We start from the raw sequence: 22963 nt of genomic DNA on the forward strand, positions 1-22963 counted from the left end.
GTCACGCTCGACGCTCCTCGGCGAATTTGTTCAGCATGCCGGTGCCTGCCTCGATCGCGAGGCAGATGCACCAGTAAAGGAGAACCGCCGCGACGAAGGCCGCGAACGGAATGAAGTAGGTGGCCTGGATGCCCGTCATTTCATGCGTCAGTTCGCTGACCGCGATAACCGTCAGAAACGCGCTGTCCTTGACGATCTGGATCAGCTGATTGCCCACGAGCGGCGTCGCGCGGAGCATGACGGGTGGCAGGATGATGCGCCGCAGGAGCGTGAAGCCGCGAAAGCCGAACGCCTTGCCGGATTCGATCAGCGACGCGGGCAGTTCGACCCATGCGCCGCGCAACAGCTCGCCCATATAGGCCGCGTTATAGAGAATCAGTGCGAGCGCGCCCGCTGACCAGTTCGACATGCGGATGCCGAGTGTCGGCAGGCCAAAGTAGATCAGATAGACGAACAGCAGGAACGGCGCGCAGCGCATCGCGTCGACATAGACGGCGGCCACGCGGCTCACTGCCTTGTTCTGCGACATGAGCATCGGCGTGAGCAGCGTGCCGAGCACGAGCGACGCGACGCCCGAGACGGCGAGCAGGATCACCGTATTGAGCAGTCCCGCGAGTACGGCGTCGCGCTGCTGCCAGATGATCAGGAAGTTGGCGATCAAGCGAGGCCTCCGGTGCGAAGACGTTTCTCGACCATGCGTTTCAACCGGATCAGCGCGAACACGATCAGGCTGTACAGCACGAGCGCGAAAATGAAGGGAGGCAGCGGCTCATAGGTATTCGAGCCGACCCGCAGCGCGGCGCGTGTGATCTCGACAATGCCGATCACCGCGACGGCGGGCGTCGACTTGATCTGCAGCGTCATTTCGTTGACGAGCCCGGGCAGGCTCGCGCGATAGACCTGCGGCAAAACGATGCGCCGGATGCGCGTGAAGCGGGGCATCGCGAATGACAGCGCCGCATCGTACTGGTCGCGCGGAAATTCGACGAACGCACTGCGCCAGATCTCGCAGTTGAACGCCGACGTGCTGATGGTCAACGCGGCGATCGCAGCGGGAACCGGGTCGAGCGAGAGTCCGAGTTGCGGCAGCGCGAAGAACACCAGCAAGGTCAGCGTGACGGTCGGGCACGAACGCACGATGCTCACATACGAATACACGATGCGATCGAGCACCGGCACCTTTGCCCAGCGGATCAGTGCGAGCCCGAGCCCGAGCGGCACGCCGAGTACGATGCTGATGAGCGATAGCGATATGGTCGCCAGCGCACCCTGTGTAATGCTCCAGTAGTCGTAAGCGGTCATCAGGCGGGCTCGGCGGCGGGATCAGTTAATGGATTGCGGCATCGATTCGAAGCTCGCGCCGAACCACTTCTTCTGCATCTGATACATCTCGCCGCTCTTGCGCAGATCGAGCAGGACGCCGTTCACCATTTGCAACGCGGCCGTGTCCCCCTTCTTGACGGCCCATGCGATATACACCGGGTTGCCGATCTTCTCGCCGATCACGAACGTATCGGGGCGCGTCCTGATCAGCGAATTGAGGTTGATCTGCGTATTCGCCGCGACGTCGAGCCGGCCCAGCGCGACATCCTGATAGATCTCCGGGTACGACTGATACTCGACGATCTGCTTGAGGCCCTTGCCGCCGTGGGTTTTCTTCAACTGCTCGTCGAACGTCTTCACGTCGGCCAGCATCGCGCTGCCGGTCTGCACGCCGATGATCTTGCCGACCAGATCGTCAGCCGATTTGATCGGCGAGCCTTTCTTGACCACGTAGAACGTTGTCGATTCCGCGAGCGGCGCCGTGAAATCGAACGTGCCTTTGCGTTCGGGCGTAACGAGCACCGCCGTCACCGCCATGTCGTATTTGCCGGTCGTGACGCCGGGCAGGATGCCCGACCACGGCATGATCTGCTGGCGAATCTGCACGGGTAGTTTCTTCTTCACGAGCGCGAGCATTTCGTTGTCGTAGCCGGTGGGCGTGCCGTTGTCCACGAATTCGAACGGTTTGAAATCGTCTTCCGTCGCCACCGAGATATAGCCACGCGACTTGATTTCATCCGCGCTCGCCGCACTCGCGACGTGCGCGGCACCTGCAAACGCGGCGATCGCGAACAGCGTACGCAACGAAGTGTGCGCGAGACGGCGGAGGCCGGAGCGGCGGGTGGCGCCCGCTTCGGCGCGCTGGATGATGAGAGACGACATTGAGTACCCCTCTTTTAGCTGATGTGACGCGGTTGTCGCGCGGAGAGTGCGCTTTCTTGGCCAGACGGCCGCCTCATTCATGTGCCGGGCGAAATTCGTATGCACACTTACAAGTTTGCGTCTTAATTGCAAATTGCATGCCAGTACGCAGGATGCCCGTTGACGCGGGCGCCGGCAGTTCCGGGTTCGACGAGATGCGCCGTGAGCGGGCGACGTGCGCACCAAACCAAGACCAAAAGCCCGTGTAAAGCGCGGTCGATGCACTTCTTTGGACCGCGTTGCGTGCTGTGCTAGCGATGCGCATGAGCTGCGATGGCAAGCCGCAGGTGGATCGCCAGATAATCCGGCAAGTGCTTATTTTGCTGATACGATGTGTACTGACGAATTTTTGAAAACCCGGATTTGCGCGCCCAAACAAGGAGGCTTGACGCGATGGAACAGCACAGCGAACTCGCAACGCGGGAACCGGCTTCACGCGAAGTCATCGAGCCGGGCGGCCGCTGGTCGAACAGGCTCGAAATCGGCGACCAGTTGCGTATCGTCGATCTGGAAGGTCAGCAGGCAGTCGATTTCCTTTGCTATGGCGGCGACATGCCGCTTGACCGGCTGAACGTGCCGAACACGGTGAAGCTCAACCGCTCGTTGTATGTGAGCAAGGGCTCGACGATCTATTCCGATCGGGCGCGGAAAATGTTCTCGGTGCTCGAAGACACCTGCGGATTTCACGACACGCTTGCGGGATGCTGCAGCCACGAGATGGATCTGCTCCGCTATGGCGTGCACAACACGCTCAGCTGCCGCCACAACTTCGTGCAGGAGCTGGCGAAGTGGTCGCTCGGTCCGTCCGAGATCGTCTCGAACATCAACTTCTTCATGCGCGTGACGGTCGGCGAGCAAGGCGAAGTCGAAATCGCGCCGGGTTCGTCGAAAGCGGGGGACTATGTGGTGCTGCGCGCGGAGATGCCGGTGATCGCGATGCTGTCGAACTGTCCGCAGCAGAACAATCCGTCCTCGGGCTTCAAGCCTACGCCGATCGAGGTAACGGTGTGGCGCGCCTGATCATCCGCACGCCAATCCCAGCAACCGACTAGAGCACTTCATGGCCGCGAGCCCGAAAAAAGAAAAACCTGCCAGGGAGCCCGGGAGCGACGACACGCTCAAGGACTGGCGTCATACCGCGCTGGAGGCGCGCCCCGGCTTCCTGATCCGCCGGCTGCATCAGATCCACGTCGCACTGTTCGTCGAAGAGTGCGCGCCGGAGGGCATCACGCCCGTGCAGTACAGCATTCTCACGGCGCTCGAACAGATGGGGCCGTCCGAGCAGATCGCCCTGTCGCGTGCGGTCGGCCTCGATCGTGCGAATACGGCCGATGTAATCGGGCGGCTGGTCGAGCGGCGCTTCATTCAACGCCGCGTGTCGAAGACCGACAAGCGCAAGAAGGTGGCGGAACTCACCGATGTCGGGCGGGCGTTGCTCGGCCGTCTCGAACAGGGCGTCGCACGCGCGCATGAGCGCACGATAGCCGCGCTCGCGCCGGAAGATCGCAAGCGCTTCATGGCGTATCTGGCCTTGCTCGTCGAAACGAATAACGAGCTCAGCAGAACACCCGTCGGAGGGGGCGCGAAAAAGAGCGACGAAGACGCCTGAGGTCGCCGCCTCTCATTGTGTTTGCCGTGCCGATACCGGCGCGTGAACCGCGCGCGCGAGCGCCTCGACTTTCGGTGCGATTGAAAAAGCAGCGCGACGAAGCCGTGCACGACGAACGGGCCGTTCATTCCCGCTGCGAGGGAATCGCGCGCGTCATGCTTCCGCGAGCTCATGGAGCGCCGTGGCAAACAGGCCGACGTGCGCGGCGAAAAGTCCCCGGCCGAGCAGACCCGCGCGGCCGTCTGCACCGATCATCGCGATCGCCGCGAGCGGTGCGACGCCGTGCCGGATCACGCGTGTGGCATCGAGACCGGCGTGCAGATCGGCAAAGGCCGGGTGTGTCCCCGCATACAACTGGGCCTGCTCGCGCTGCCATCCGGGGGAAAGCCACGGTGCGAAGGCGCCTGCCGGTTCGGGCGCGAGCATGAGCGCCTGCGCGCCGAAGCCGGCGGCGTCGATCACGCCGCTATCGCCGGTCAGCGGCGCGGCGGCTGCGTCGAGTGCGGGATTCATGCGCGGTCCTTGCGGCGCGGCCGCGCGCGCAGTGGTCCAGTGTGACGGGCGACCCGCCAGCCGGATGCCGACGTCGACGCCATTACCCGCGAGCGCGACGACTAGTGTCGATGCAGGGTCGGCATCCTGCGCGGCCGCCGACGTCATCAGGCAACAGGCCGCCATCCAGAGCGTGAGAAAGAAGAGCGGCGTCTGCTGGAGCATCGCATGCACCGATGCATCCGTGAGCCGGGGCGACAGCAACGCGTGAAGCGCCGCGCTCGCGGCCGTGGTGCGGGCATGCAGATCGTCGCCGTTATCGAGGCCGTGGCGGGCGAGGGCGATCAGGTCGACGTGCCCGCTCGACAGCGCGTCGTCGAGCACTGGTGCGAGCACCGTGTCGCGCCATGTCATGCGTTCGAGAATGGCAGGGTCGCGTGAACCGAAGCGCAGCTGCGGCCCCGCGCCGCTGCCCAGCAGCGACCATGCAGCGCCTGTCCGATCGACGACTTCGACCAGCGCCGTGCTGCCGGAAATCACGGCGGCAAGCGGCGTCACCACGCCATACGATTGTGCCGGAACGAGCGTCACGCGGCCGCTGACAATCAGCCGCTCGGCGTCCTGCTCGCTCGCCGCCCAGCCTTCGTACAGACAACACAGCACCGCCGAGGACAACACCGGTGCGGGCGGACTGCATGGATCCGCGTAGGGCGGCCCGGCGTGCAGCAACGTGAAATCGGGCAGCCCGACGGCGTCGCGTGCACGGCGAACGGCGCGCCATTGCGGGCGGACGGCGTACAGGCGTTGCAGGGCGGCGTCGTTGGCCGGCGAGGTCATCGGCGTGCCCCGAAGCCGAACACGCCGCAGAGACGCGACCACAGGATCTTCCAGAACATGCTGCCGAGGTTCAGCGGCGCGGTGGCAGGCGGGTTCGCACGATGAAGCGGCGCTGCGCTGGGGGCGGTCGGTGGGACGGGCGCATCGGCGGGCTGAATAGCGGGCTGATCAGCGGGCCGGATTGCCGGCTCAACGGCGGCGTTATCGAGCGGCGTATCCACAGGCCCGGCCATCGTCATCGCCGGAGGTTGTGCGTCCGCCACAGCGGCCGCGCCCGCTTGCGCATCCCGCTCGACGAGTGCCGCCTGCGCAACCGACTCGTCCAGCCGCATCTTCAGATTTGCGGCAAACGCATCGGTCATCCGCGTCGCGAGTTCCTTGACGATCCCGCCGCGCGAGAACTGCGCGAGGCTGCCGGCAATCGAATAGTCCACTTTCACATCGACGCGAGTTTCGCCCGGCGTCGAGTCGTCGAGCGAAAACGCGGCTTCGCCCTTCACCCGCGACGCGCTTTTGCGATCCACTCCGCCGCCGGTGACGCTGCCGCGCCAGGCGGTATCGTCGAGTTTCATCTCGCCGTCGCCAGCAAAACTCGCGACGATCGGCCCGAGCTTCACGGTCATCGCGAGTTTCAGCCGCCCTTCATCCGGCGGCGCGCTCAGCGACGCGCCCGGCAGACACGCGACGATGCCGGCTGTGTCGTGAAAGGAAGCCCACACTACGTCACGCGGGTACGGCACGGTAAAGCTTTGCTCTATTTCCATGAGAGGTCCGTTGGTTCGACGCGTGGAAGCGGAATCAGACGACAGCAGCCGCAGCGAGCGGCGCGGTCTGGCTCGCGTGGCGCGCGTCCAGCACGCGGCGGATCGCGCGCACGATGCCGACGTAGCCGGTGCAGCGGCAGAGATTGCCCGACAGTTCGAGCCGCACGCGTTCGTCGTCGGCATCGGGCAGGCGCGTGACGATGTCGCGTGCGCTCATCAGCATGCCCGGCGTACAGTAGCCGCATTGCAGCGCGTGTTCGGCCGTGAAGGCGGCGCGCAGCGCGTTCATCACGGCGTCGTCGTCGAAGCCTTCGATGCTCTGAACCTCCGCGCCCGCGCACGACACCGCCGACGTAATGCACGAGCGCGTCGGCATGCCGTCGACCAGCAACGTGCAGGCTCCGCACACGCCCTGTTCGCAGCCTATGTTGGTGCCGCACAGCATCTGCTGCTCGCGCAGAAAATCGGCGAGGCTCGTGCGCGGCTCGACCGCCGCCGACACGTCTTCGCGATTGACCCGCAGTTCGATGCGCTGGGTGACGCAAGTAACGATATCGGTCATGTCTGCTTCCTGTTGTCGCGAACCATCGCGCTTGCGCGTTCGAGCGCCACGCGATGCACCTGGTATTCGTAGCTTCCCGCTTCGAGGCCGGCTGCATCGAGATGCGGATCGAGCAATGCGGCGTCCGCGCTATCGAGCAACGCGCGGGCGTTCGCTATCAGATACGGCGGACCGTCGATAGCGCCGATCACCGCGCGGCAGATGCCGGCCGGCGCATCGTCGACGACGATCGCAATGGCCTCCGCGAACTCGCCGGGCTTGCGGTTGAACTTGTAGTACGCCCAGCGTGCCGCCGATGACAGACGCCGCACGCGCACGCCGGTGAGAATCTCGTCGGGCTCGAGTGCGGTGGTGAACGCGCCGCTCATCCAGTCGCCGGCTGCCAGCGAACGTGACCCGTTAGGGCCCGCGACGAGCAGTTCGGCGTCGAGCGCGACCATCGTGTTGATCCAGTCGGCGGCGGGGTCAGCATGCGCGAGACTGCCGCCGAGCGTGCCGCGATTGCGCACCGCGCGATACGCGATGCCGCGCGCCACATAGGGCATCAATCCCTGCGTGCCGTCGTCCCATTTGCGATCCTCGATCTCCGCGTGCGTGATGCACGCACCGAAGAAGGTCGTGTCGCCTTCGATCCGGCATTCGCGCAACGCGGCAATGCCGCGCAGGTCGACCAGCATGTCGGGCTGCGCGAGGCGCAGGTTCATCATCGGACCCAGCGACTGGCCGCCGGCGACGAACTTGGCCATGCCTTCGGTCGGACTGACGATGGCGACTGCGCTGTCGCACGTCGCGGGTTTCGCATAGTCGTAAATGGCGGCTTTCATGCGGGCATTTCCTTCGTCGCGCGGACCTGGGTCGCCGCTCGCATCGCGTCGACGATCACGCGCGGCGCGATCGGCAGCTGATTGACCTGCACCCCGAGCGGGCGCAGCGCATCGTTGACGGCATTGGCAATCGCGGCGGGCGAGCCGATCGCGCCGCTCTCGCCGATGCCTTTCTGGCCGAATTCGGTGTACGGCGCGGGCGTTTCCATATGTTCGATACGGATCGCGGGCACTTCGGTCGCGCCCGGCAACAGGTAGTCGGCGAGCGTCGAGGCGAGCGGCTGGCCGTCGTCGCTGTACGGCATCGCTTCGTAGAGCGCGGTGCCGATGCCTTGCGCGGCACCGCCATACACCTGCCCGTCAACGACCATCGGATTGATCAGCACGCCGCCGTCTTCGACGATCACATAATCGAGGATGTCGGTCTTGCCGAGTTGCGTATCGACCGCGACGACCACCGCGTGGCACGCATAACTGAACGTGCCGGTGTCGCGCTTCGCCTGATACGACGTCGACACTTCGAGTCCGCGCGGATCGACGTCGGGCGGCAGCAGTTGCGGGGCGAGATACCAGGTGTGCGCGATCTCCGCGATCGTGCGGCGCGCGTCGGCACCGCACACCGCACCGCACACCGCGCCGTTTTCCCAGCGCACGGCATCGAGCGGCTCCTTCAGCAGCCACGCGCCAATTTTCAGCAGGCGCTGTTTGAGTTCTTTCGCGGCCTGGCCCAATGCGCCACCCGCCATCACGATCGAGCGCGAGCCCCACGTGCCCGTCGAGTAGGGTGTGACGCCGGTGTCGCCGAGCACGATGCGCACGCGCTCCGTATCGATGCCGAGCACTTCGTGCGCGATCTGCGCGAGCGTCGTCTCCATGCCCTGGCCATGCGAATGCACGCCGGCGCGTACTTCGAGAATGCCGTCGGGCGTGAGGCGGATCACGGCCGGCTCGTAGCCCGGCACCATCGGAATGCCCCAGCCGTGGTACACGGAGGTGCCGTGCGCGCCCTGTTCGCAGAATACCGCCATGCCGAAGCCGAGCCGCCGGCCATCGGGCTCGCCGCGCTGCTGACGCGCGCGAACCGCCGGCAGATCGATCGCGGCAATCGCGCGCCGCACGGCTTGGGGATAGTCGCCGCTGTCGAAGTGCTTGTTCGTGATGTTGTCGTAGGGCATCTCGTGCGGCTCGACGAGGTTGCACAGGCGCACCTCGTACGGCTCCAGGCCGGCTTCGACGGCGATCGCGTCCATCACCGATTCGATCGCGTAGCACACGCCCGTGCGCGCGACGCCGCGATAGGGCAGGATCGGCGGCTTGTTCGTCGCCACCGACCAGGTCCGGCAGCGGTAGCGGTCCATCTTGTACGGGCCGGGCAGAATGCTGCCGACCTGCGCCGCTTCGAGGCAGGCGGAGAACGGATACGACGAGTACGCGCCCGAATCGACGCTGGCTTCGCAATCGACCGCGAGCAGGCGTCCGTCGCGGGTGGCGTAGGCCGTGATGTCGTAGTCGTGTTCGCGGCAGTTCGCGTTGGCGGTCAGTTGTTCGCGACGGTCTTCGATCCAGCGCACCGGTTTGTCCAGATGCATCGCGAGCCAGCCGCAGCACACTTCCTCGGGCAGCAAGATGCCCTTGTAGCCGAAGCCGCCGCCGACGTCCGGCGCGATCACGCGCACCTGGCCTTCATCGAGACCGAGACAGTGCGCGAGGCCCGTGCGCGTGATGTGCGGCATTTGAGCCGACGTGTGGACGATCAGTTGCGACAGACGCCGGTCCCAATGCGCGACCACGCCGCGGCCTTCCATCGGCGCCATGCTCTGGCGCGCGGTGCGCAGCTTGCGGTGCACCTTGATCGGCGCGTCGCGGCGGATCGCGTCGAGGTCGACATCCGGCTTCGCGTCGACAAAGGTTTCGAGAAAGACGTTGTCGCCCCATTCTTCGTGAACCAGCGCCGAACTGTCGCGGCGCGCATCGAGCATATCGACGACGGCCGGCAGCTCTTCGAAGTCGACGAACACCTGCGCGGCGATATCTTCCGCGGCGGCGCGGGTCGCGGCCACGCACATGGCGATCGTTTCGCCGACCTGGCGCACCTTGCCGCGCGCCAGCACGGGCTGTTCGGAAGGCTTGAAACCCGGCAGCCCCGAATTCGCGACGATCGGCTTCACGCCGTCCAGATCGGCGAGCGTGTAGACGAACTTTTCCAGACCCGCGGGCTTTTCGATGCCGACGATATGGCCGTGCGCGATCGGACTGCGTACGAACGCGACATCGACCATGCCGACCATCCGGATGTTGCCGACATACTCGCCGCGTCCGTGCATAAAGCGGTCGTCTTCCTTGCGCGGCAGCGACGCGCCGATGCCTTGCGGCCGCTCCGGCGACTTCGTGGTGGCTGCACGTTTCATCGTGTCTCCTGTGAATGCCGTGTCAGGCGGCGCGGGCGAGCGGCAGTTGCGGCGCATCGGCGTCGTAACGGACGCCGTCGCGCAGACAGAAGCGCGGCGCGAGCATGCGATCGGTGACGACCTGAGTGCCTTCGTTGTCTTCGAGCACCCAGCGGCCGCGCTTGTCGTCCAGCACGCTGATATCGGCGATACCGCCTACCTTCAACGTGCCGAGTTTGCCTTCCATGCCGATCATCTTCGCGGCGTTGCCGGTGGCCATCGCGACGACATGATCGAGCGGCAGCCCGAGCGCCAGCATGCTCGTCATCGCGCTGACGAGACTGAACTGCGTGCGGCCGAGAAACGAATGCTCTTCGTCGGGGTGACTGTCAGGCGTGCCGGCAGGCGAGGGCACATGGGTGTTGTAGCCGTGCATGTCCGCGCCGAGCGTATCGGGTATCACGCCGCTGTCGAGCACCACGCGCGCCGTCTTGAAGCTGAAGTGCGAGCCATGGCCCACATCGATCTTCAGTCCACGCGCGACCGCTTCGTGCACGAGCGGATGCAGCTTGCCGTTTTCTTCGACAAAGCCGCCGGGGTGCCGGCTGAACGGATGGGCGAGGATGTCGCCCGGCTTCAGCGTGTCGACCACCTGATTGAAGATCGAATCCGGATTCACGGCCAGGCCGCCGCTTTCGGGCTTCGGCCATAGTTGCCCGAAGTGGATATAGACGGGCAGGCTGGCATCGCGTCCGATCTTCGACGCAATCTTCATGACATCGAGTCCCCAGCGCGCAAAGCCGCCGATCTCCGCGTGCGCCTTCACGCCCTTGACGAGATCCGCATTGGCGAGCGCGGACTTCACCGTCGCCCCGGCATCGAGGCAGTCCGGGCGATAGAGGTCAGGATAGTAATGGCCTTCGAGGCCGCCCACGAGGTAGGCCGAAATATAGGCGAACACGCGGGTTGCCGCGGGCTCGGCGACGAAATGGCGAAAACCCGGAATCGTGATGCAGCTTGCACCACCCTGGTCGACGATGGTCGTCACGCCGGAGCGCACGCCGCATTGATCCGCGTTCAGGCCGAAGCGGCCCGTCACGTATTGATAGACGTGGCCGTGCGTGTCGATGAGGCCGGGCAGCACCAGCATGTCACGGCAATCGATCACCTCGGCCGTCGGCGCGGTGGTGCGGAGTGCGGGGCCGATCGCGGCGATCGCGTTACCTTCCACGAGAATGTCGAGCGTGGCGTCGAGGCCGGCAGCCGGATCGATCACGCGGCCGCCTTTGAGAAGAAGCTGGGACATATTCCTGTGCAGTTCCGGAGACGAGATGCGTGGTGTACCGCAAATAGTGTGCCGGTTTGGATGGGTTGCTTAGGAAGTCTGGTAAACGCCTTTGTATCAAATACTTGCAATGCTTTCATAGAATAGATGCGTGCCGTACCACGGATTTTCGCCGTAAGCTCCGCACCAACATGACGACTTCCGTTCGGCGCTGCACCGAAAGCTGGCCCAATGCTTCGCGGTGGTGAATTGCATGGTATGCCACGCAATTTCCGCAAGGCCGCCGAATCGCATAGAATTCAGCGATTCGTCCCATATCGGCCCGTGTTCTCCCGCTCTCTCGAAGGCAGCCCATGTCGACCCTGACCCCTCCGGAAACGGACCTCGAAACGACCCGCGCCGAACTCGAACGGTTGCAGGCCAGATCGCCCTTATTCGAGCGCCCCGGTTTTCTGATCCGGCGCCTGCACCAGATTCATGGCTCGCTATTCGCGGAAGAGACGAGCGAGTTCAATATCACGCCCGTGCAATACAGCCTGCTGACGACGCTCGAAGCACTCGGCGAGATCGACCAGAACACGCTCGCCGTCGAGATTGGCCTCGAACGCTCCAGCGTCGCCGAAGTCATCCCGCGACTGCATGCGCGCGGTCTCGTCAATCGCAAGCAGGCTGCGCACGACAAGCGCCTGCGGCTCGTCAGGCTCTCCGCGCAAGGGCGGCGACTGGTGGCGAAAATGGCGCCGGCCGTGCAACGCGCGCACGATCGCACCATCGAACATCTATCGCCCGCCGAGCGCGATGTCTTCATGTTGCAGATGATCCGTCTCGTCGAGGCCAACAATGAACGGACCGTGGTGCCGTTGCGATTGCCCGAGGCGACGGCAAGCGACGGCGCTGATGACACGCCCTAAAACGGTTGCTGCTGCACTGCCGCTGGGCAGACATGCTCGATCATGCGTCGCGACGTCGAGCGCGTCATGGCTTTCAACTTTGCGCAAAGCGCCGTCGTGCATGACGTTGAGAAAAAGGGCGCGCTGTTGGCAGGCTTTGTGCTTAGAACGCTGCGTCACGGGATGAGCGTCAAGCTCAGCAACTGATAGGAAAGCTAGGGTTCCGGTCCGCGGTGTCATGCGGATGTCTGGTCCGAGAGCATTCCGGCTCCGGTTACGTTCGGGGCTCCACGGAGGGATAAAAGCCCGGGAGATGCGCATGAAGCGCTCTCCCGTACATTTTTTCTTCCCTCAGCTCAGGAGCCTTCCGTATGCCGTTCTCGTCGATGAAGACGTTGCGCACGTTGTCGCTCGCTGCAAGCATGCTTGCTTGCCTGTCGTTCTCCACTCCCGCCGCCCAGGCTGCCCAGCCCCTGAAAATCGGCACCGTCGTGTGGATCGGCTATGGTCCGTTCTATGTCGCGGAAGCCCTCGATCTCTACAAGAAGTACGGGCTGTCGGTCAAACTCCAGTTCTTCAACGACCCCGGCCTGCTGCCGGCCGCGCTAACGAGCCATTCGGTCGACGGCGCGATGCTGACCTACGACCAGGTGATCGGCTCCGACGCGAAGGGGATGAAGCAGAAGGTCGTCATGCCGATCGACTTCTCGAACGGCGGCGATGCGATCGTGGCGACGGCCGATGTCAGGAAAGTCGCCGATTTCAAGGGCAAGAAGATTGCGTTCAACCCGCTTTCGCCATCCGACTTTCTGCTGGCCTACGCATTGCAAACCAATGGCTTGAGCGACAAGGACATCACGGCCGTCAACATGACGCCGGAGGCGATTCCCGGCGCGATGGTGTCGGGCAGTCTGCCGGTCGGCGTCACGTATGAGCCGAACGTTTCGCAGATTCTGTCGGCGGACAAGAACAAGTTCCATGTGGTGTATTCGTCGCGCAATGCGCCCGGTCTGATCGCCGATGTGCTGGTGTTCGAACAGTCGTATATCGACGCCCATCCCACCGAGGTGAAAGGCATTCTTCAGGCTTACGCCGACGGCATGGCCTATATGAAGAGTCATCCGGACGAGGCGAACAGGATCATCGGCAAGGCGCTCGGCATATCGGCGGACGAAGTGAAAAGCCAACTCGACGGCGTGTACAACATTCCGACGAAGGAAATGCCGCAGAGCTTCGTCAAGGGGCCGACGACACGTTCGTATTTCACGAGCGGCGCGGTGATCGGAGGACTGCTGCAAAAGAAAGGGCAGATCAGCGCGCCGCCGGCGATCGAAACGACGATCGACGCGCAATTCGTCAATCAACTCGTGAAGTGATCGCCATGCGCAGCCTCTATCGATACCGCGACGGTGCGGTCCCGAACACGCTGGCGATCGCCTATTCGTTCGGCGGCTTCGCGTTGGGCATTGCGATGCTGCTGACGGCGAAGCCATGGCTCAGCGCGCCCGGCACGCTGCTGCTCGCGCACGCGATGATCGTCAGCGCCTATCTGCTGCATGACGCCGCGCACGGCGCGGTGTTTCGCACTGCTGAAGCGAATGCACGGCTCGGCGCCGCGCTCGCGTGGCTCAACGGCAGTTGCTACGCGTCGTTCGCGGATCTCAGACGCAAGCACATGCGGCACCATGTCGATCGCGCGGACGTGCTGACGTTCGATGCGAAGGCGTTCCTGCTGGGCTTGCCGCAGTGGGTGCGCAGAGTCGTGCTGGCGCTCGAATGGGCCTATTTTCCGGCCGTCGAACTGATCATGCATGGCTATGTGATCGCAATGCCGTTCATGCGCGAGGGCAAACGCTCGCAGCGCCGACGTGTGGCGACGGTGCTGGTCGTGCGGGCCGCGCTGTTCGCGGGGCTGGCGTGGATTTCGTGGCAAGCGGCCGTGCTGTATCTGGTGGCATGGCTCATCTGCCTGATCGTGCTGCGCTTTGCCGACGCCTATCAGCACACCTATGACGCCTTCGCCGTACTGGAAGAAGGCGGCGCGATTCCCGCCGACAAGATCAGGGACCACGCCTACGAGCAACGCAACACGTATTCGAACCTCGTCTCGGTCCGCTATCCCGCGCTCAACCTGCTGCTGCTGAATTTTTCGTATCACAACGCCCATCACGACCGGCCCGTCGAGCCGTGGTACAGGCTGCCCGCCGCGCACGCCAGGCTTTACGGCGACGACGACAGCCAGGTCATTCCGATGGCGCGCCTTGTGACTAGCTTTCATCGGCATCGTGTCAAGCGGATTCTCGCCAGCGATTATGGCGTGATGGACATCACGAAGAAGCAGGCCGACGACTTCTATGGCGCAGTCGGCGTATCGTTTCTGACCGCGGTATAGGTGCGCGGATATGCAGATTGCTCTCGACGGCAAGGTTGCTCTCGTCACCGGCGCGGCCACGGGCATTGGACGCGCGACGGCTCGCATGCTGGCTTCGGCCGGCGCGCGGGTTGCGGTGGGACACTTCAATCAGCATGAAGCCGCGAGCGAGGTGTGCGGCGATATCGAAGCGGCGGGCGGCATCGCGCAAGCGTACGACTTCGACGTGACGGACAGCGCGGCGTTTCAGGCGACAGTGGCGCAACTCGGCGAACGCTGGGGCCGCATCGACGTGCTCGTGAACAACGCGGGCGTGCTGCTCGACAAGCCGTTTCTCGAGACCTCGGAGGCCGACTGGCGTCGCGTGGTCGATGTCGATCTGACGGGGGTGTTCATCGGCTGTCGTGCCGTGCTGCCATCTATGCTGGACGCGCGGCAAGGCGTGATCGTCAACATCGCTTCCGAACTCGGCATGCTCGGCCGCGCGCACTTCGCACCTTATTGCGCGGCGAAGGCCGGCGTCATCGCACTGACACGTTCGCTTGCGCGCGAGTTTGCGCCGATCGTGCGTATCAATGCGGTCGCGCCCGGGCCGGTTGCGACCGCGATGCTGTCCGCGGACCACATGAGCGCCGCAGCGCTGGCGCTCGAAGCGGCGATTCCGGCGGGCCGCGTCGGCTTGCCCGACGAAATCGCCGCCACGATCGTGTTCCTTGCTTCCGACCATGCCTCGTTCTACCACGGACAGACGATCAGTCCGAATGGCGGAGCGTGGATGGGCTGAACTCACCTGAGCGCCTCGCGCGATTCGCTTGAAAAACGCGCGCAAGCGCTTGACAGATTCCGGAGAAGTCATCGATGAACGAAGTCCTGATGCAGCGCTTGAACTGGGTGAACTATCGCAACCGTGTGCTGAACGACCAGGCGGTCGTGTTGTTGCCGTGCGGCGCGCTCGAACAGCACGGTCCGCATTTGCCGCTCGGCACCGATGCGTTGCTGTCGACGGCGGTTGCGACCGACGTGGCGCGCCAGCTCGGCGGCATCGTCGCACCGGCTTTCAACTACGGCTACAAGTCGCAGCCGAAGTGCGGCGGCGGCCAGCATTTTTGCGGCACGACGAGCGTGGATGGCAACAACCTGTCCCAGATGACGCGCGACGTCGTCCGCGAATTCGCGCGGCACGGCGTGCGCCGGCTCGCGCTGATCGACGGCCACTATGAGAACCAGTGGTTTCTCACCGAAGGGATCGAACTCGCGATGCGCGATCTGTCGCTCAACGGGACGCGTACACCGTCGCTGCGCGTGGTCCGCCTCGAGTACTGGGACTTCTGCACCGAGCCGACGCTGGCGAAAGTGTTCCCCGATGGCTTTCCGGGCTATGCGCTCGAACACGCGGCGGTGATGGAGACCTCGATGATGTTGCACTATCACCCGGACCTGGTCTCGCTCGACGACATTCCCGACGAAGCGCCGGCGGACTTCCCCGAATACGACAGCTATCCGACGCGCACGTCGTGGGTGCCGCTCTCGGGTGTATTGTCGTCGGCACGGGGAGCGAGCGCGGAGAAGGGCGCGTGGCTCGCCGACGAGGTGTCGAGCCGAATCGCGGCTGCCCTGAAGGCCGAATTCAACGACGCCTAGCTTCGAACGCATATCGTCAACAGGAGACACAGGCAAATGACGCAAGTTTTGAGAGTGTGGCCCTTGCTCACCGCGATGCACCGATACGACAAATCGGTATCGACGCGCAATCGCGGCGCAGGCACCGATATCGACGCACCGATCCTCGCGTATCTGATCGAGACGCGTCAGGGTCGCATCCTGTACGACGTCGGCTGCGACTATCGCAAGATCGCGGATCCCGCGTTGCGCGAACGTTACTACACGCAACGGGCAAGGCCGCTGCCCGTGCCGCAGATGACCGACGAGCAGCGCATTCCGGGCCATCTGGCGAGGCTCGGCCTGCTGCCTTCGGATGTGGACGTCGTCATGATCGGCCATCTGCATTTCGATCACGCGGGCGGCCTGTGCGACGTGTGCGGCTCGGACATTCACGTGCACGCGGACGAACTCGATGCGGCGCGCGCGCAGGCGGACCTCGGCTATTTCCAGGACGACTTCGCGGGCGACTATCGCTGGCGCGTGCAACGGGACGAGTACGATCTCGCGCCTGGCGTGCGCGCGATCAACACGCCCGGACACACGGCAGGACATATGTCGTTGTGGATCGAACTCCCGCAGGGCAAGCCCATTGTGCTCGCGGGCGATGCCGCCGACCTCACCGAAAACATCGACGAAGAGATCGCGCCCGGGCTGTGCTGGAACGACCATGAAGACATGGCGCTTGCCAGCATCCGCAAGCTCAAGGCGCTCGCACGCGAAACGGATGCCGCCATCTGGCCGAACCACGACATTGCGTTCTGGCGAACGCTGAGCGGAGGAACCGCATGGCACGCATGACTTTGCTGCCGTACGACGTTCAGCCCGATACCGCACCGCCCGTGCCGCAGAGCTATCGCGGACTATGGCGCCGCACGCTGCTGACGACGGGAGACGGACGGATCGATCGCGAGACACGTGTGTTCTGGATGCAGACCGCGCGCTTGCACATCGATATCCGGGTGCCCGCTACACGCGGTACGTTCGGCACAGCATCGGCGCTTGCCGAACTCACATGCGAGCAATTGATCGACCTGGCCGCGCAAATGGGCTTCGCGGGCGCGACGACGGTCGACGAGGCCGCCGTCGCGATCGATGCCGGCGACGACCGGCTCGACCGTTGCACGTGGCATCGGCAGATCGATTTCAGCCCGCCGAGCAACGCGCGCGATCTGGGGACCATGCGCTTCGAGACGCCGCATGTCGTGCTCGAAGACGGCATCGAAGCCGTGTATCACGAACGCTGGGAGCGCGATCCGGCTTCGCTCGGGGCGACGTGGGCGGTGCGGCTCTCGCGCGAGTCCGCGCATGCGGCGGGCGTGCTGGCCGATGATCCGGATGGCGCGGCGCGCGACGATGCGCCGTCGGTGTTCATCGCGCGCTGCGGCGATTTCTTCATGCTCGCGCGCAGCCGCTCGCCGCGAGCGCAGGCCGTGCTGGCGTCATGCCGGGGCAAGCGGCTCGTTGAAGTCGTCCGCGACCCGGCGCTTGCTATCGACGATGTACGGGCTTTGCTCGATTTTGAAATCTCGCTCGGCCGGGTACGCGGCAATGACGGCGCGCGCTGGACGATCGAACTTTCGACGTTGCCCTGGCGCGAAGGTCAGCCTGCATTCACCGACTCCGTCAGCGCGGCCCTCGATCAACTTCAGGCCGCGCGCGGATACGGCGCCGATCCGACCTGACGCATCACGCACTACTCAACACGGCCAGACAGGAGCTACGATGTCCACCACCGAACACGTGCTGAACCGGAAAATGCCGGCGGCAGAGAAGCCGCAGAAGCGCAAGGCGCCTTCGTTATGGGCTGTGCGCGGCGAGATCAGCCGCTCCGCCTATCTGATGTTCGCGCTCGCGGGCCTGCTGGTGCCGTTGCTCTCGTGGTGGGCGCTGGCGTCGGCCGGGCTGGTCGCGAAGGTGTTCATGCCGGGACCGCTCGACGTCGTTCATCGGCTGTCGATCTGGTGGACCGACGACGGCCTGCTGACCGACATCGGCATCAGCATGTATCGCGTCTGCGCCGGGTGGGCGCTGTCGGCGCTCGTCGCGGTGCCGCTCGGCCTCCTGATCGGCACGTTCAAGCCGATGCAGGCGCTGCTCGAACCGCTGACCGACTTCATCCGCTATATGCCCGCAGTCGCGTTCATTCCGCTCGTGATGCTGTGGGTCGGCATCGACGAAGGCTCGAAGATCGCGATCATCTTTATCGGCACGTTCTTTCAGATGGTGCTGATGATCGCGGAGAACGTGCGGTTCGTGCCGCTTGCGCAGGTCGAAGCCGCGCAGACGATGGGCGCTTCACGTGAGGAACTGGTGCGGCTCGTGATCTTCCCGTCGGCTAAGCCCGCGGTGCTCGATACGCTGCGTATCACGATGGGCTGGGCATGGACGTATCTGGTGGTCGCCGAACTGGTGGCGGCGAACACGGGGCTCGGGTATTCGATCCTCAAAGCGCAGCGCTATCTGCAGACCGACAAGATCTTCGCGGGCATTCTGCTGATCGGGCTGATCGGTCTCGTGATCGACCAGGCGTTTCGGCTTTCACACCGCCTGCTGTTCAGCAAATGGATGGCCAAACGATGAAATCCCCCATGAAAAAGATTGTCGTCGAAGGGCTGTGCAAGCAGTTCGGGCGCGGTGCGAACGAGGTGCGGGCGCTGGCCGATATCGACCTGACCGTCCGCGAAAACGAGTTCGTCACGCTGGTCGGCGCGTCGGGTTGCGGCAAGTCGACACTGTTGCGCATTCTGGGCGGGCTGGAAACGATCGACAGCGGCTCGATACGCGTCGACGACCGCGAGATTGAAGGGCCGGGGGGCGATCGCGCGATGGTCTTTCAGAACTACAGTCTCTATGCATGGCTGACGGTCAGGCAGAACATCCGCTTTTCGCGCCTGCTGAAGGTCAACGGGCGCAACCGGACGGAGGCGGAAGTCGAGACGGCGAGCGGACGCGCCGATGCGCTGCTGCACTCGATGGGCCTCGCGCACGTCGCCGACGCGTATCCGAACCAGTTGTCGGGCGGCATGCAGCAACGCGTCGCGATTGCACGCGCGCTGATGGGCAAGCCGTCGATCCTGCTGATGGACGAGCCGTTCGGCGCGCTCGACGCGCAGACGCGTGAAGTCATGCACGACCTGATTCTGCATGTTCATGCGCTCGAAAAAACGACGCTCTTGTTCGTTACGCACGACGTCGAAGAAGCGATCTATCTCGGGCACCGGGTCGTCCTGATGGCGCCACGACCCGGACGTGTCGATTCGATCTACGACGTGCCGTTGTCCGCGAGGCGCGATCCGGAGATGAAGCTGTCGCCGGAGTTCATCGCGCTCAAGCGTGAGATCCTCGCGCGGATACGGGAGACGTCCGGCATGAAGACGGACCTGGAGAGGCTGGAGCAGTTGACGCGGCAATGACGGCTCGCCATGCCCCGGTATAGCCGAAGTGCGAGTTTCGATTGTTCGGAGAAGGTTGGGCTATTCGCTTTCGACGGCTTTGTCTGACTAGTTCGTCGACGCGCCGGGCTCGCCATCTTCCAGCTGCGGTTCAAGGCGCGGATCAGGATCGTTGCGCCGAACGTCGACCTGCATGTCGACTAGCGGTGTTGCGGTCATGGCGGCGGCCACCCTGTCGGAATTTGGCAGTAGCCCAGCAAATGCCGCGATACCGGTCAGGCATAGCGCCACAAGAGCAACAGCGGCAACGGCAACGATTGCGTTGGTTCCAACCGACTTCGTTTCGGCTGCGTCGGAATAGCGGCATGTCATGACTTTCTCCTCGAATGCCTCGCTAAATGCAACGTCCATGCCGACGGAGAAAATTGGCCCGAACCGCCCGGAGGGCGGGGCTTTGCGCCGCTGCTGCCTGCATCGAGGGGAAGGGGGGAGGGTGAGATGTTGGGTTCGGACGAACACATTGGAGTCATGCAGGCGGCGAGACCAACACTGGCTCGGCGGCGCGAGTCCGCCCTGCTGCGAGTCCCTGTCGAGGTTCATCGGAAACGGATAACCTTCGGCGCACGACGCTATGACCGCATCAGCGTCTTCAGGTGTGATGCTCGCCATATGCCCTCGCTTCAGCAGGACCGGATATAGCGCTTCGCCCATCTTCGTGCGATTGAGCGACTCCATCGCACGTCCGTAGGCAGAGGAAATCTGCAGGAGGTTGGCCATGCGCTGAACAGAGGTTGTGCGGCTGGAGCCGGCTGCATGAAAAAGCGCGGGATTGAAGAACAGCGCGTCGCCTTTTTCGAGCGGAAGCTGGACGTCCTGCCTTGGCGAAATGGTCCGCGGCGGCGCCGGCTTCACGCTCATCCCGGCTGACGGACTCAAAGACCCGGGGCGCTTCATCGAACGGTACCGTGTCGGCATAAACGCGCCTCAACACGAGCACACCCGCGCCCACGTTCAATACGTTCGCCCACTCGGCCTGCAGGTCTGCGCGCTGCGTTGCATCACCACGGGTATCGGCAACGAATAGGTAAGTCCTCTACGCGACCTGATGCATCCTGAAAGAAGTTGGGACAGTCGAAAGAATAAAGCTGGCGAATAAGGCTGGCCGAGCTTGGCGTCATGCTGGATGCAACGAGGGCAGACCATGCGGCTTTGCTAATGCTAATATCCAACTCGGCCCGCACGAGGCTAGTGCTCGCCTCGTGCGTTTTCCGGGCGGCCCGTTGTCGGCTCTCCATGCAGTGAGATTTCGATTGAGAGCCAGCTATCTCGTTTGTCCTTCCTGCAAGAACGTTGAAGCTTGCGCAGAAAGTTTCTCTGCGCGTGCATCCTGCTCCAAAACATTTAACGAGTGAGGATTATCATGCCGTTCGTCACAACCAAAGATAACGTCGAGATTTTCTACAAAGACTGGGGTCCAAAAGACGCGCAGCCCATCGTTTTTCATCATGGCTGGCCGCTGTCCTCGGACGACTGGGATGCGCAGATGTTGTTCTTCGTTCAGAAGGGGTATCGCGTCGTCGCGCACGACCGGCGCGGTCATGGGCGTTCCAGTCAGGTCTCAGACGGCCACGACATGGACCACTACGCCGCTGACGCGTTTGCGGTTGTTGAAGCGCTCGACCTGAAGAACGCAATCCACATCGGACACTCGACTGGCGGCGGGGAGGTTGCCAGGTACGTTGCGAAACACGGCGAGCCTGCAGGAAGGGTTGCAAAGGCGGTGCTCGTCAGTGCGGTGCCCCCGCTGATGCTGAAGACCGAGACAAATCCGGAGGGCTTACCCCTTGAGGTTTTCGACGGCTTGCGTAGTGCGCTGGCGGCTAGCCGTTCGCAATTCTTCGTCGATTTGCCGACGGGCCCGTTTTATGGATTTAACCGGGAAGGCGCGACGGTGCATCAAGGCGTCATTCAGAATTGGTGGCGTCAGGGCATGATGGGCAGCGCCAAAGCTCACTACGAGGGAATCAAGGCATTCTCGGAGACGGACCAGACCGACGACTTGAAGTCGATTACAGTGCCGACGCTTGTTCTGCACGGCGAGGACGACCAGATTGTTCCTATCGCCGATGCAGCGTTGAAGTCCATCAAGTTACTTAAGAACGGTACGCTGAAGACGTATCCCGGTTTTTCGCACGGCATGCTGACAGTTAGCGCGGACGTCCTCAACGCGGACCTGCTTGCATTCGTTCAGGCGTAAACGTAGCGACCCGAGCGAGCCGGGAACAATCCCGGTTCGCTTCTTCAATCATTGCGTTATCGGGCCGCCGGGCGTCCTACACGATTTTCTCGATTGCAATGCGATTCTTCCGACCATTAAGGTCGCCAATTGTCGATTCGGCACTCCTGTTTGCAACTGATTTTCATAAGTGGTTGATTTTCAAAGGGTGGTATCTCCGATTTGTGCCGTGACTGCGACGAAACCACTTTGGTAACTTTCTTCAATGGCGCAAAACCCGTTAATGGCGAAGTGAAGCACTAACCGCTATCCCTGGCGAATATCAGGCGTCACACGCGGCCATATTCGCGACAGGCCAGAAGTCGTTTGCAACCCACCCACCCGCAGACAGCCCTGTTGACCCCCTCGGCCCCGGTGGTAACATTTGTTGTCATCCCTACCGGCGGCTCGTCCGATCATCGCATGCCAGACAGTTTCGACCAACTCGCTGCCCTGATCCGGGCGCGGTTCTCCGAACTGAGTCCACAGTTCCAGATGGGAGCAGGTTTTCTGCTCGATCATCCCGACGAAGTCGCGGTCTCGTCGATGCGCAAAGTGGCTGAGCGCGCCCAGGTGCAGCCGGCTTCGCTGGTGCGCCTGTCGCAGCAACTCGGTTTCCCCGGCTGGAACGAACTGCGCAATCTGTTCGTCGCGCGCGTGCGCACGCGGCCCGAGCCGCTTACGAGCCGCGCGCGTTCGCTAGTCAAATCGAAAGATGCGCTGGCGAACGATCTGCTGATCGCGCAACAGCACAACCTCGATGTCACCGCCGCGCATAACGGCCGCGTGATCGTCGAAGCCGCGCGGCTGTTGCGGCGCGCGCCGCACGTGCACGTGGCGGGCTTTCGCTCCTGTTACGCGGTGGCGTTCGGCCTCGTGTACGGCTACCGGTTGTTCCGGTCATCGGTGTCGCTGCTCAACGGCGAGGCCGGCACGCTCGAAATGCAGTTGCGCACGGTCGAGCGCGACAGTGCGACCATCGTCATCAGTTTCGCGCCGTATTCGGTCGAAGCGGCGCGCGTGGCCGAGGCCGCGCTGGAAAAAGGCAGCAAGCTGATTGCGATCACCGACAGCGCGGTTTCGCCGATCGCGCTGAACGCCGACAAGGCGCTGATCTTTTCGCACGAGAGCCCGTCGTTCTTTCCGTCACTGGTGGCGGCCACCGCGATTGCGGAATCGCTGGTCGCGCATCTACTCGCGCTCGAAGGCGCGGGCGCCGTCGAGCAGCTCGCGATCGCCGAGCAGTCCCTGCACGCGAAGGGCGCGTACGTGCCTTGAGCGTTTCCGTCTGAAACGAACCCGGACTTTTGGCGGAGCACGACCGCTTCATCTGAATCAGCATCGGTTCGTTTGACAACAAATGTTGTTT

23 protein-coding genes and 1 riboswitch are annotated in these 22963 nt (G+C 63.6%); of the genes, 13 read left to right on the top strand and 10 right to left on the bottom strand.

Going from position 1 to position 22963, the window contains the following annotated elements; translation table 11 throughout:
- Position 1: 1 nt before the first annotated feature.
- Genes PQQ53_RS32360 through PQQ53_RS32370 form a run of 3 tightly spaced genes read right to left on the bottom strand, consistent with a single transcriptional unit; the run spans position 2 to position 2205 of the window.
- The gene (locus tag PQQ53_RS32360; RefSeq protein WP_408144800.1) at positions 2-661 is read right to left on the bottom strand and encodes an amino acid ABC transporter permease; all 660 of its coding nucleotides are present in this window, start codon (positions 659-661) and stop codon (positions 2-4) included.
- On the bottom strand, positions 658-1302 hold the full coding sequence (locus tag PQQ53_RS32365; RefSeq protein WP_408144802.1) for an amino acid ABC transporter permease: 645 nt from the start codon (positions 1300-1302) through the stop codon (positions 658-660). Before PQQ53_RS32365 ends, PQQ53_RS32360 begins: the two co-directional genes overlap by 4 nt.
- 21 nt (positions 1303-1323) lie before the next feature.
- The gene (locus PQQ53_RS32370) at positions 1324-2205 is read right to left on the bottom strand and encodes a transporter substrate-binding domain-containing protein (RefSeq protein WP_408144804.1); all 882 of its coding nucleotides are present in this window, start codon (positions 2203-2205) and stop codon (positions 1324-1326) included.
- A gap of 432 nt (positions 2206-2637) precedes the next feature.
- On the opposite strand from PQQ53_RS32370, the gene PQQ53_RS32375 reads away from it, so the two are divergent.
- Both PQQ53_RS32375 and PQQ53_RS32380 read left to right on the top strand, forming a co-directional pair.
- Complete coding sequence (locus tag PQQ53_RS32375) at positions 2638-3264, top strand: DUF1989 domain-containing protein (RefSeq protein WP_408144806.1); 627 nt, start codon at positions 2638-2640, stop codon at positions 3262-3264.
- A 40-nt stretch (positions 3265-3304) separates the two neighbouring features.
- Positions 3305-3853 carry a MarR family winged helix-turn-helix transcriptional regulator gene (locus PQQ53_RS32380; protein ID WP_408144808.1) on the top strand — a complete coding sequence of 183 codons (549 nt, stop codon included), beginning with the start codon at positions 3305-3307 and terminating at the stop codon, positions 3851-3853.
- A gap of 153 nt (positions 3854-4006) precedes the next feature.
- On the opposite strand, the gene PQQ53_RS32385 is transcribed toward PQQ53_RS32380, so the two are convergent.
- From PQQ53_RS32385 to PQQ53_RS32410, 6 genes are read right to left on the bottom strand one after another with little or no spacing between them, the layout of a single operon-like run.
- A complete protein-coding gene (locus PQQ53_RS32385) occupies positions 4007-5182 on the bottom strand; it encodes an oxamate carbamoyltransferase subunit AllG family protein (protein WP_408328636.1) in 1176 nt (391 codons plus the stop codon).
- Positions 5179-5946, bottom strand: coding sequence for an SRPBCC family protein (locus tag PQQ53_RS32390; RefSeq protein WP_408328639.1), 768 nt, complete (start codon positions 5944-5946; stop codon positions 5179-5181). Before PQQ53_RS32390 ends, PQQ53_RS32385 begins: the two co-directional genes overlap by 4 nt.
- A gap of 34 nt (positions 5947-5980) precedes the next feature.
- The gene (locus tag PQQ53_RS32395) at positions 5981-6508 is read right to left on the bottom strand and encodes a (2Fe-2S)-binding protein (protein ID WP_408328642.1); all 528 of its coding nucleotides are present in this window, start codon (positions 6506-6508) and stop codon (positions 5981-5983) included.
- Positions 6505-7332, bottom strand: coding sequence for an FAD binding domain-containing protein (locus PQQ53_RS32400; RefSeq protein WP_408328645.1), 828 nt, complete (start codon positions 7330-7332; stop codon positions 6505-6507). Before PQQ53_RS32400 ends, PQQ53_RS32395 begins: the two co-directional genes overlap by 4 nt.
- Positions 7329-9740 (bottom strand): xanthine dehydrogenase family protein molybdopterin-binding subunit, encoded by a 2412-nt coding sequence (locus tag PQQ53_RS32405; RefSeq protein ID WP_408328648.1) that lies wholly within the window; start codon positions 9738-9740, stop codon positions 7329-7331. The genes PQQ53_RS32400 and PQQ53_RS32405 overlap by 4 nt, the downstream gene beginning before the upstream one ends.
- Before the next feature lie 22 nt (positions 9741-9762).
- Positions 9763-11025, bottom strand: a complete 1263-nt coding sequence (locus PQQ53_RS32410) for an amidohydrolase/deacetylase family metallohydrolase (protein ID WP_408144820.1) — start codon at positions 11023-11025, stop codon at positions 9763-9765.
- Positions 11026-11357: 332 nt separating this feature from the next.
- Here PQQ53_RS32410 and PQQ53_RS32415 point away from each other — a divergent pair, with 332 nt between their 5' ends.
- The 9 genes from PQQ53_RS32415 to PQQ53_RS32455 all read left to right on the top strand — a co-directional run bounded on the left by PQQ53_RS32415 (position 11358) and on the right by PQQ53_RS32455 (position 19340).
- Complete coding sequence (locus tag PQQ53_RS32415) at positions 11358-11915, top strand: MarR family winged helix-turn-helix transcriptional regulator (protein WP_408144822.1); 558 nt, start codon at positions 11358-11360, stop codon at positions 11913-11915.
- 183 nt (positions 11916-12098) lie between these two features.
- Positions 12099-12209: riboswitch (guanidine-I (ykkC/yxkD leader) on the top strand.
- A gap of 56 nt (positions 12210-12265) precedes the next feature.
- On the top strand, positions 12266-13270 hold the full coding sequence (locus PQQ53_RS32420) for an ABC transporter substrate-binding protein (protein WP_408144824.1): 1005 nt from the start codon (positions 12266-12268) through the stop codon (positions 13268-13270).
- 5 nt (positions 13271-13275) lie between these two features.
- Positions 13276-14286, top strand: a complete 1011-nt coding sequence (locus PQQ53_RS32425; RefSeq protein WP_408144825.1) for a fatty acid desaturase family protein — start codon at positions 13276-13278, stop codon at positions 14284-14286.
- A gap of 10 nt (positions 14287-14296) precedes the next feature.
- A complete protein-coding gene (locus tag PQQ53_RS32430) occupies positions 14297-15049 on the top strand; it encodes an SDR family NAD(P)-dependent oxidoreductase (protein ID WP_408328652.1) in 753 nt (250 codons plus the stop codon).
- A 74-nt stretch (positions 15050-15123) separates the two neighbouring features.
- A complete protein-coding gene (locus tag PQQ53_RS32435) occupies positions 15124-15906 on the top strand; it encodes a creatininase (RefSeq protein ID WP_408328655.1) in 783 nt (260 codons plus the stop codon).
- A gap of 36 nt (positions 15907-15942) precedes the next feature.
- Complete coding sequence (locus PQQ53_RS32440; protein WP_408153201.1) at positions 15943-16725, top strand: N-acyl homoserine lactonase family protein; 783 nt, start codon at positions 15943-15945, stop codon at positions 16723-16725.
- Positions 16713-17609, top strand: a complete 897-nt coding sequence (locus PQQ53_RS32445; RefSeq protein WP_408328658.1) for a hypothetical protein — start codon at positions 16713-16715, stop codon at positions 17607-17609. The genes PQQ53_RS32440 and PQQ53_RS32445 overlap by 13 nt, the downstream gene beginning before the upstream one ends.
- A 40-nt stretch (positions 17610-17649) precedes the next feature.
- Entirely contained in the window at positions 17650-18507 is an 858-nt protein-coding gene (locus tag PQQ53_RS32450; RefSeq protein WP_408144834.1) for an ABC transporter permease, read from the top strand.
- An 8-nt stretch (positions 18508-18515) separates the two neighbouring features.
- A complete protein-coding gene (locus PQQ53_RS32455; protein WP_408328661.1) occupies positions 18516-19340 on the top strand; it encodes an ABC transporter ATP-binding protein in 825 nt (274 codons plus the stop codon).
- Between the two features lie 87 nt (positions 19341-19427).
- Here PQQ53_RS32455 and PQQ53_RS35080 read toward each other — a convergent pair whose 3' ends face one another.
- Positions 19428-20237, bottom strand: coding sequence for a phytanoyl-CoA dioxygenase family protein (locus PQQ53_RS35080; RefSeq protein WP_459252115.1), 810 nt, complete (start codon positions 20235-20237; stop codon positions 19428-19430).
- A 502-nt stretch (positions 20238-20739) separates the two neighbouring features.
- On the opposite strand from PQQ53_RS35080, the gene PQQ53_RS32465 reads away from it, so the two are divergent.
- Together PQQ53_RS32465 and PQQ53_RS32470 are read left to right on the top strand one after the other, a co-directional pair.
- Positions 20740-21576, top strand: coding sequence for an alpha/beta fold hydrolase (locus PQQ53_RS32465; RefSeq protein ID WP_408144840.1), 837 nt, complete (start codon positions 20740-20742; stop codon positions 21574-21576).
- Between the two features lie 441 nt (positions 21577-22017).
- Positions 22018-22872 carry a MurR/RpiR family transcriptional regulator gene (locus PQQ53_RS32470; protein ID WP_408144842.1) on the top strand — a complete coding sequence of 285 codons (855 nt, stop codon included), beginning with the start codon at positions 22018-22020 and terminating at the stop codon, positions 22870-22872.
- Positions 22873-22963: the final 91 nt, after the last annotated feature.

The sequence above is a fragment of the Paraburkholderia strydomiana genome, from assembly GCF_046030495.1.
Lineage (GTDB): Bacteria > Pseudomonadota > Gammaproteobacteria > Burkholderiales > Burkholderiaceae > Paraburkholderia > Paraburkholderia strydomiana_A.

What these genes read in the sequence shown, in the direction of transcription:
- PQQ53_RS32365 (WP_408144802.1), bottom strand. Translation starts at nt 1,302, where the DNA reads ATGACCGCTTACGACTACTGGAGCATTACACAGGGTGCGCTGGCGACC.
- PQQ53_RS32370 (WP_408144804.1), bottom strand. Translation starts at nt 2,205, where the DNA reads ATGTCGTCTCTCATCATCCAGCGCGCCGAAGCGGGCGCCACCCGCCGC.
- PQQ53_RS32375 (WP_408144806.1), top strand. Translation starts at nt 2,638, where the DNA reads ATGGAACAGCACAGCGAACTCGCAACGCGGGAACCGGCTTCACGCGAA.
- PQQ53_RS32380 (WP_408144808.1), top strand. Translation starts at nt 3,305, where the DNA reads ATGGCCGCGAGCCCGAAAAAAGAAAAACCTGCCAGGGAGCCCGGGAGC.
- PQQ53_RS32385 (WP_408328636.1), bottom strand. Translation starts at nt 5,182, where the DNA reads ATGACCTCGCCGGCCAACGACGCCGCCCTGCAACGCCTGTACGCCGTC.
- PQQ53_RS32390 (WP_408328639.1), bottom strand. Translation starts at nt 5,946, where the DNA reads ATGGAAATAGAGCAAAGCTTTACCGTGCCGTACCCGCGTGACGTAGTG.
- PQQ53_RS32395 (WP_408328642.1), bottom strand. Translation starts at nt 6,508, where the DNA reads ATGACCGATATCGTTACTTGCGTCACCCAGCGCATCGAACTGCGGGTC.
- PQQ53_RS32400 (WP_408328645.1), bottom strand. Translation starts at nt 7,332, where the DNA reads ATGAAAGCCGCCATTTACGACTATGCGAAACCCGCGACGTGCGACAGC.
- PQQ53_RS32405 (WP_408328648.1), bottom strand. Translation starts at nt 9,740, where the DNA reads ATGAAACGTGCAGCCACCACGAAGTCGCCGGAGCGGCCGCAAGGCATC.
- PQQ53_RS32410 (WP_408144820.1), bottom strand. Translation starts at nt 11,025, where the DNA reads ATGTCCCAGCTTCTTCTCAAAGGCGGCCGCGTGATCGATCCGGCTGCC.
- PQQ53_RS32415 (WP_408144822.1), top strand. Translation starts at nt 11,358, where the DNA reads ATGTCGACCCTGACCCCTCCGGAAACGGACCTCGAAACGACCCGCGCC.
- PQQ53_RS32420 (WP_408144824.1), top strand. Translation starts at nt 12,266, where the DNA reads ATGCCGTTCTCGTCGATGAAGACGTTGCGCACGTTGTCGCTCGCTGCA.
- PQQ53_RS32425 (WP_408144825.1), top strand. Translation starts at nt 13,276, where the DNA reads ATGCGCAGCCTCTATCGATACCGCGACGGTGCGGTCCCGAACACGCTG.
- PQQ53_RS32430 (WP_408328652.1), top strand. Translation starts at nt 14,297, where the DNA reads ATGCAGATTGCTCTCGACGGCAAGGTTGCTCTCGTCACCGGCGCGGCC.
- PQQ53_RS32435 (WP_408328655.1), top strand. Translation starts at nt 15,124, where the DNA reads ATGAACGAAGTCCTGATGCAGCGCTTGAACTGGGTGAACTATCGCAAC.
- PQQ53_RS32440 (WP_408153201.1), top strand. Translation starts at nt 15,943, where the DNA reads ATGACGCAAGTTTTGAGAGTGTGGCCCTTGCTCACCGCGATGCACCGA.
- PQQ53_RS32445 (WP_408328658.1), top strand. Translation starts at nt 16,713, where the DNA reads ATGGCACGCATGACTTTGCTGCCGTACGACGTTCAGCCCGATACCGCA.
- PQQ53_RS32450 (WP_408144834.1), top strand. Translation starts at nt 17,650, where the DNA reads ATGTCCACCACCGAACACGTGCTGAACCGGAAAATGCCGGCGGCAGAG.
- PQQ53_RS32455 (WP_408328661.1), top strand. Translation starts at nt 18,516, where the DNA reads ATGAAAAAGATTGTCGTCGAAGGGCTGTGCAAGCAGTTCGGGCGCGGT.
- PQQ53_RS35080 (WP_459252115.1), bottom strand. Translation starts at nt 20,237, where the DNA reads ATGAGCGTGAAGCCGGCGCCGCCGCGGACCATTTCGCCAAGGCAGGAC.
- PQQ53_RS32465 (WP_408144840.1), top strand. Translation starts at nt 20,740, where the DNA reads ATGCCGTTCGTCACAACCAAAGATAACGTCGAGATTTTCTACAAAGAC.
- PQQ53_RS32470 (WP_408144842.1), top strand. Translation starts at nt 22,018, where the DNA reads ATGCCAGACAGTTTCGACCAACTCGCTGCCCTGATCCGGGCGCGGTTC.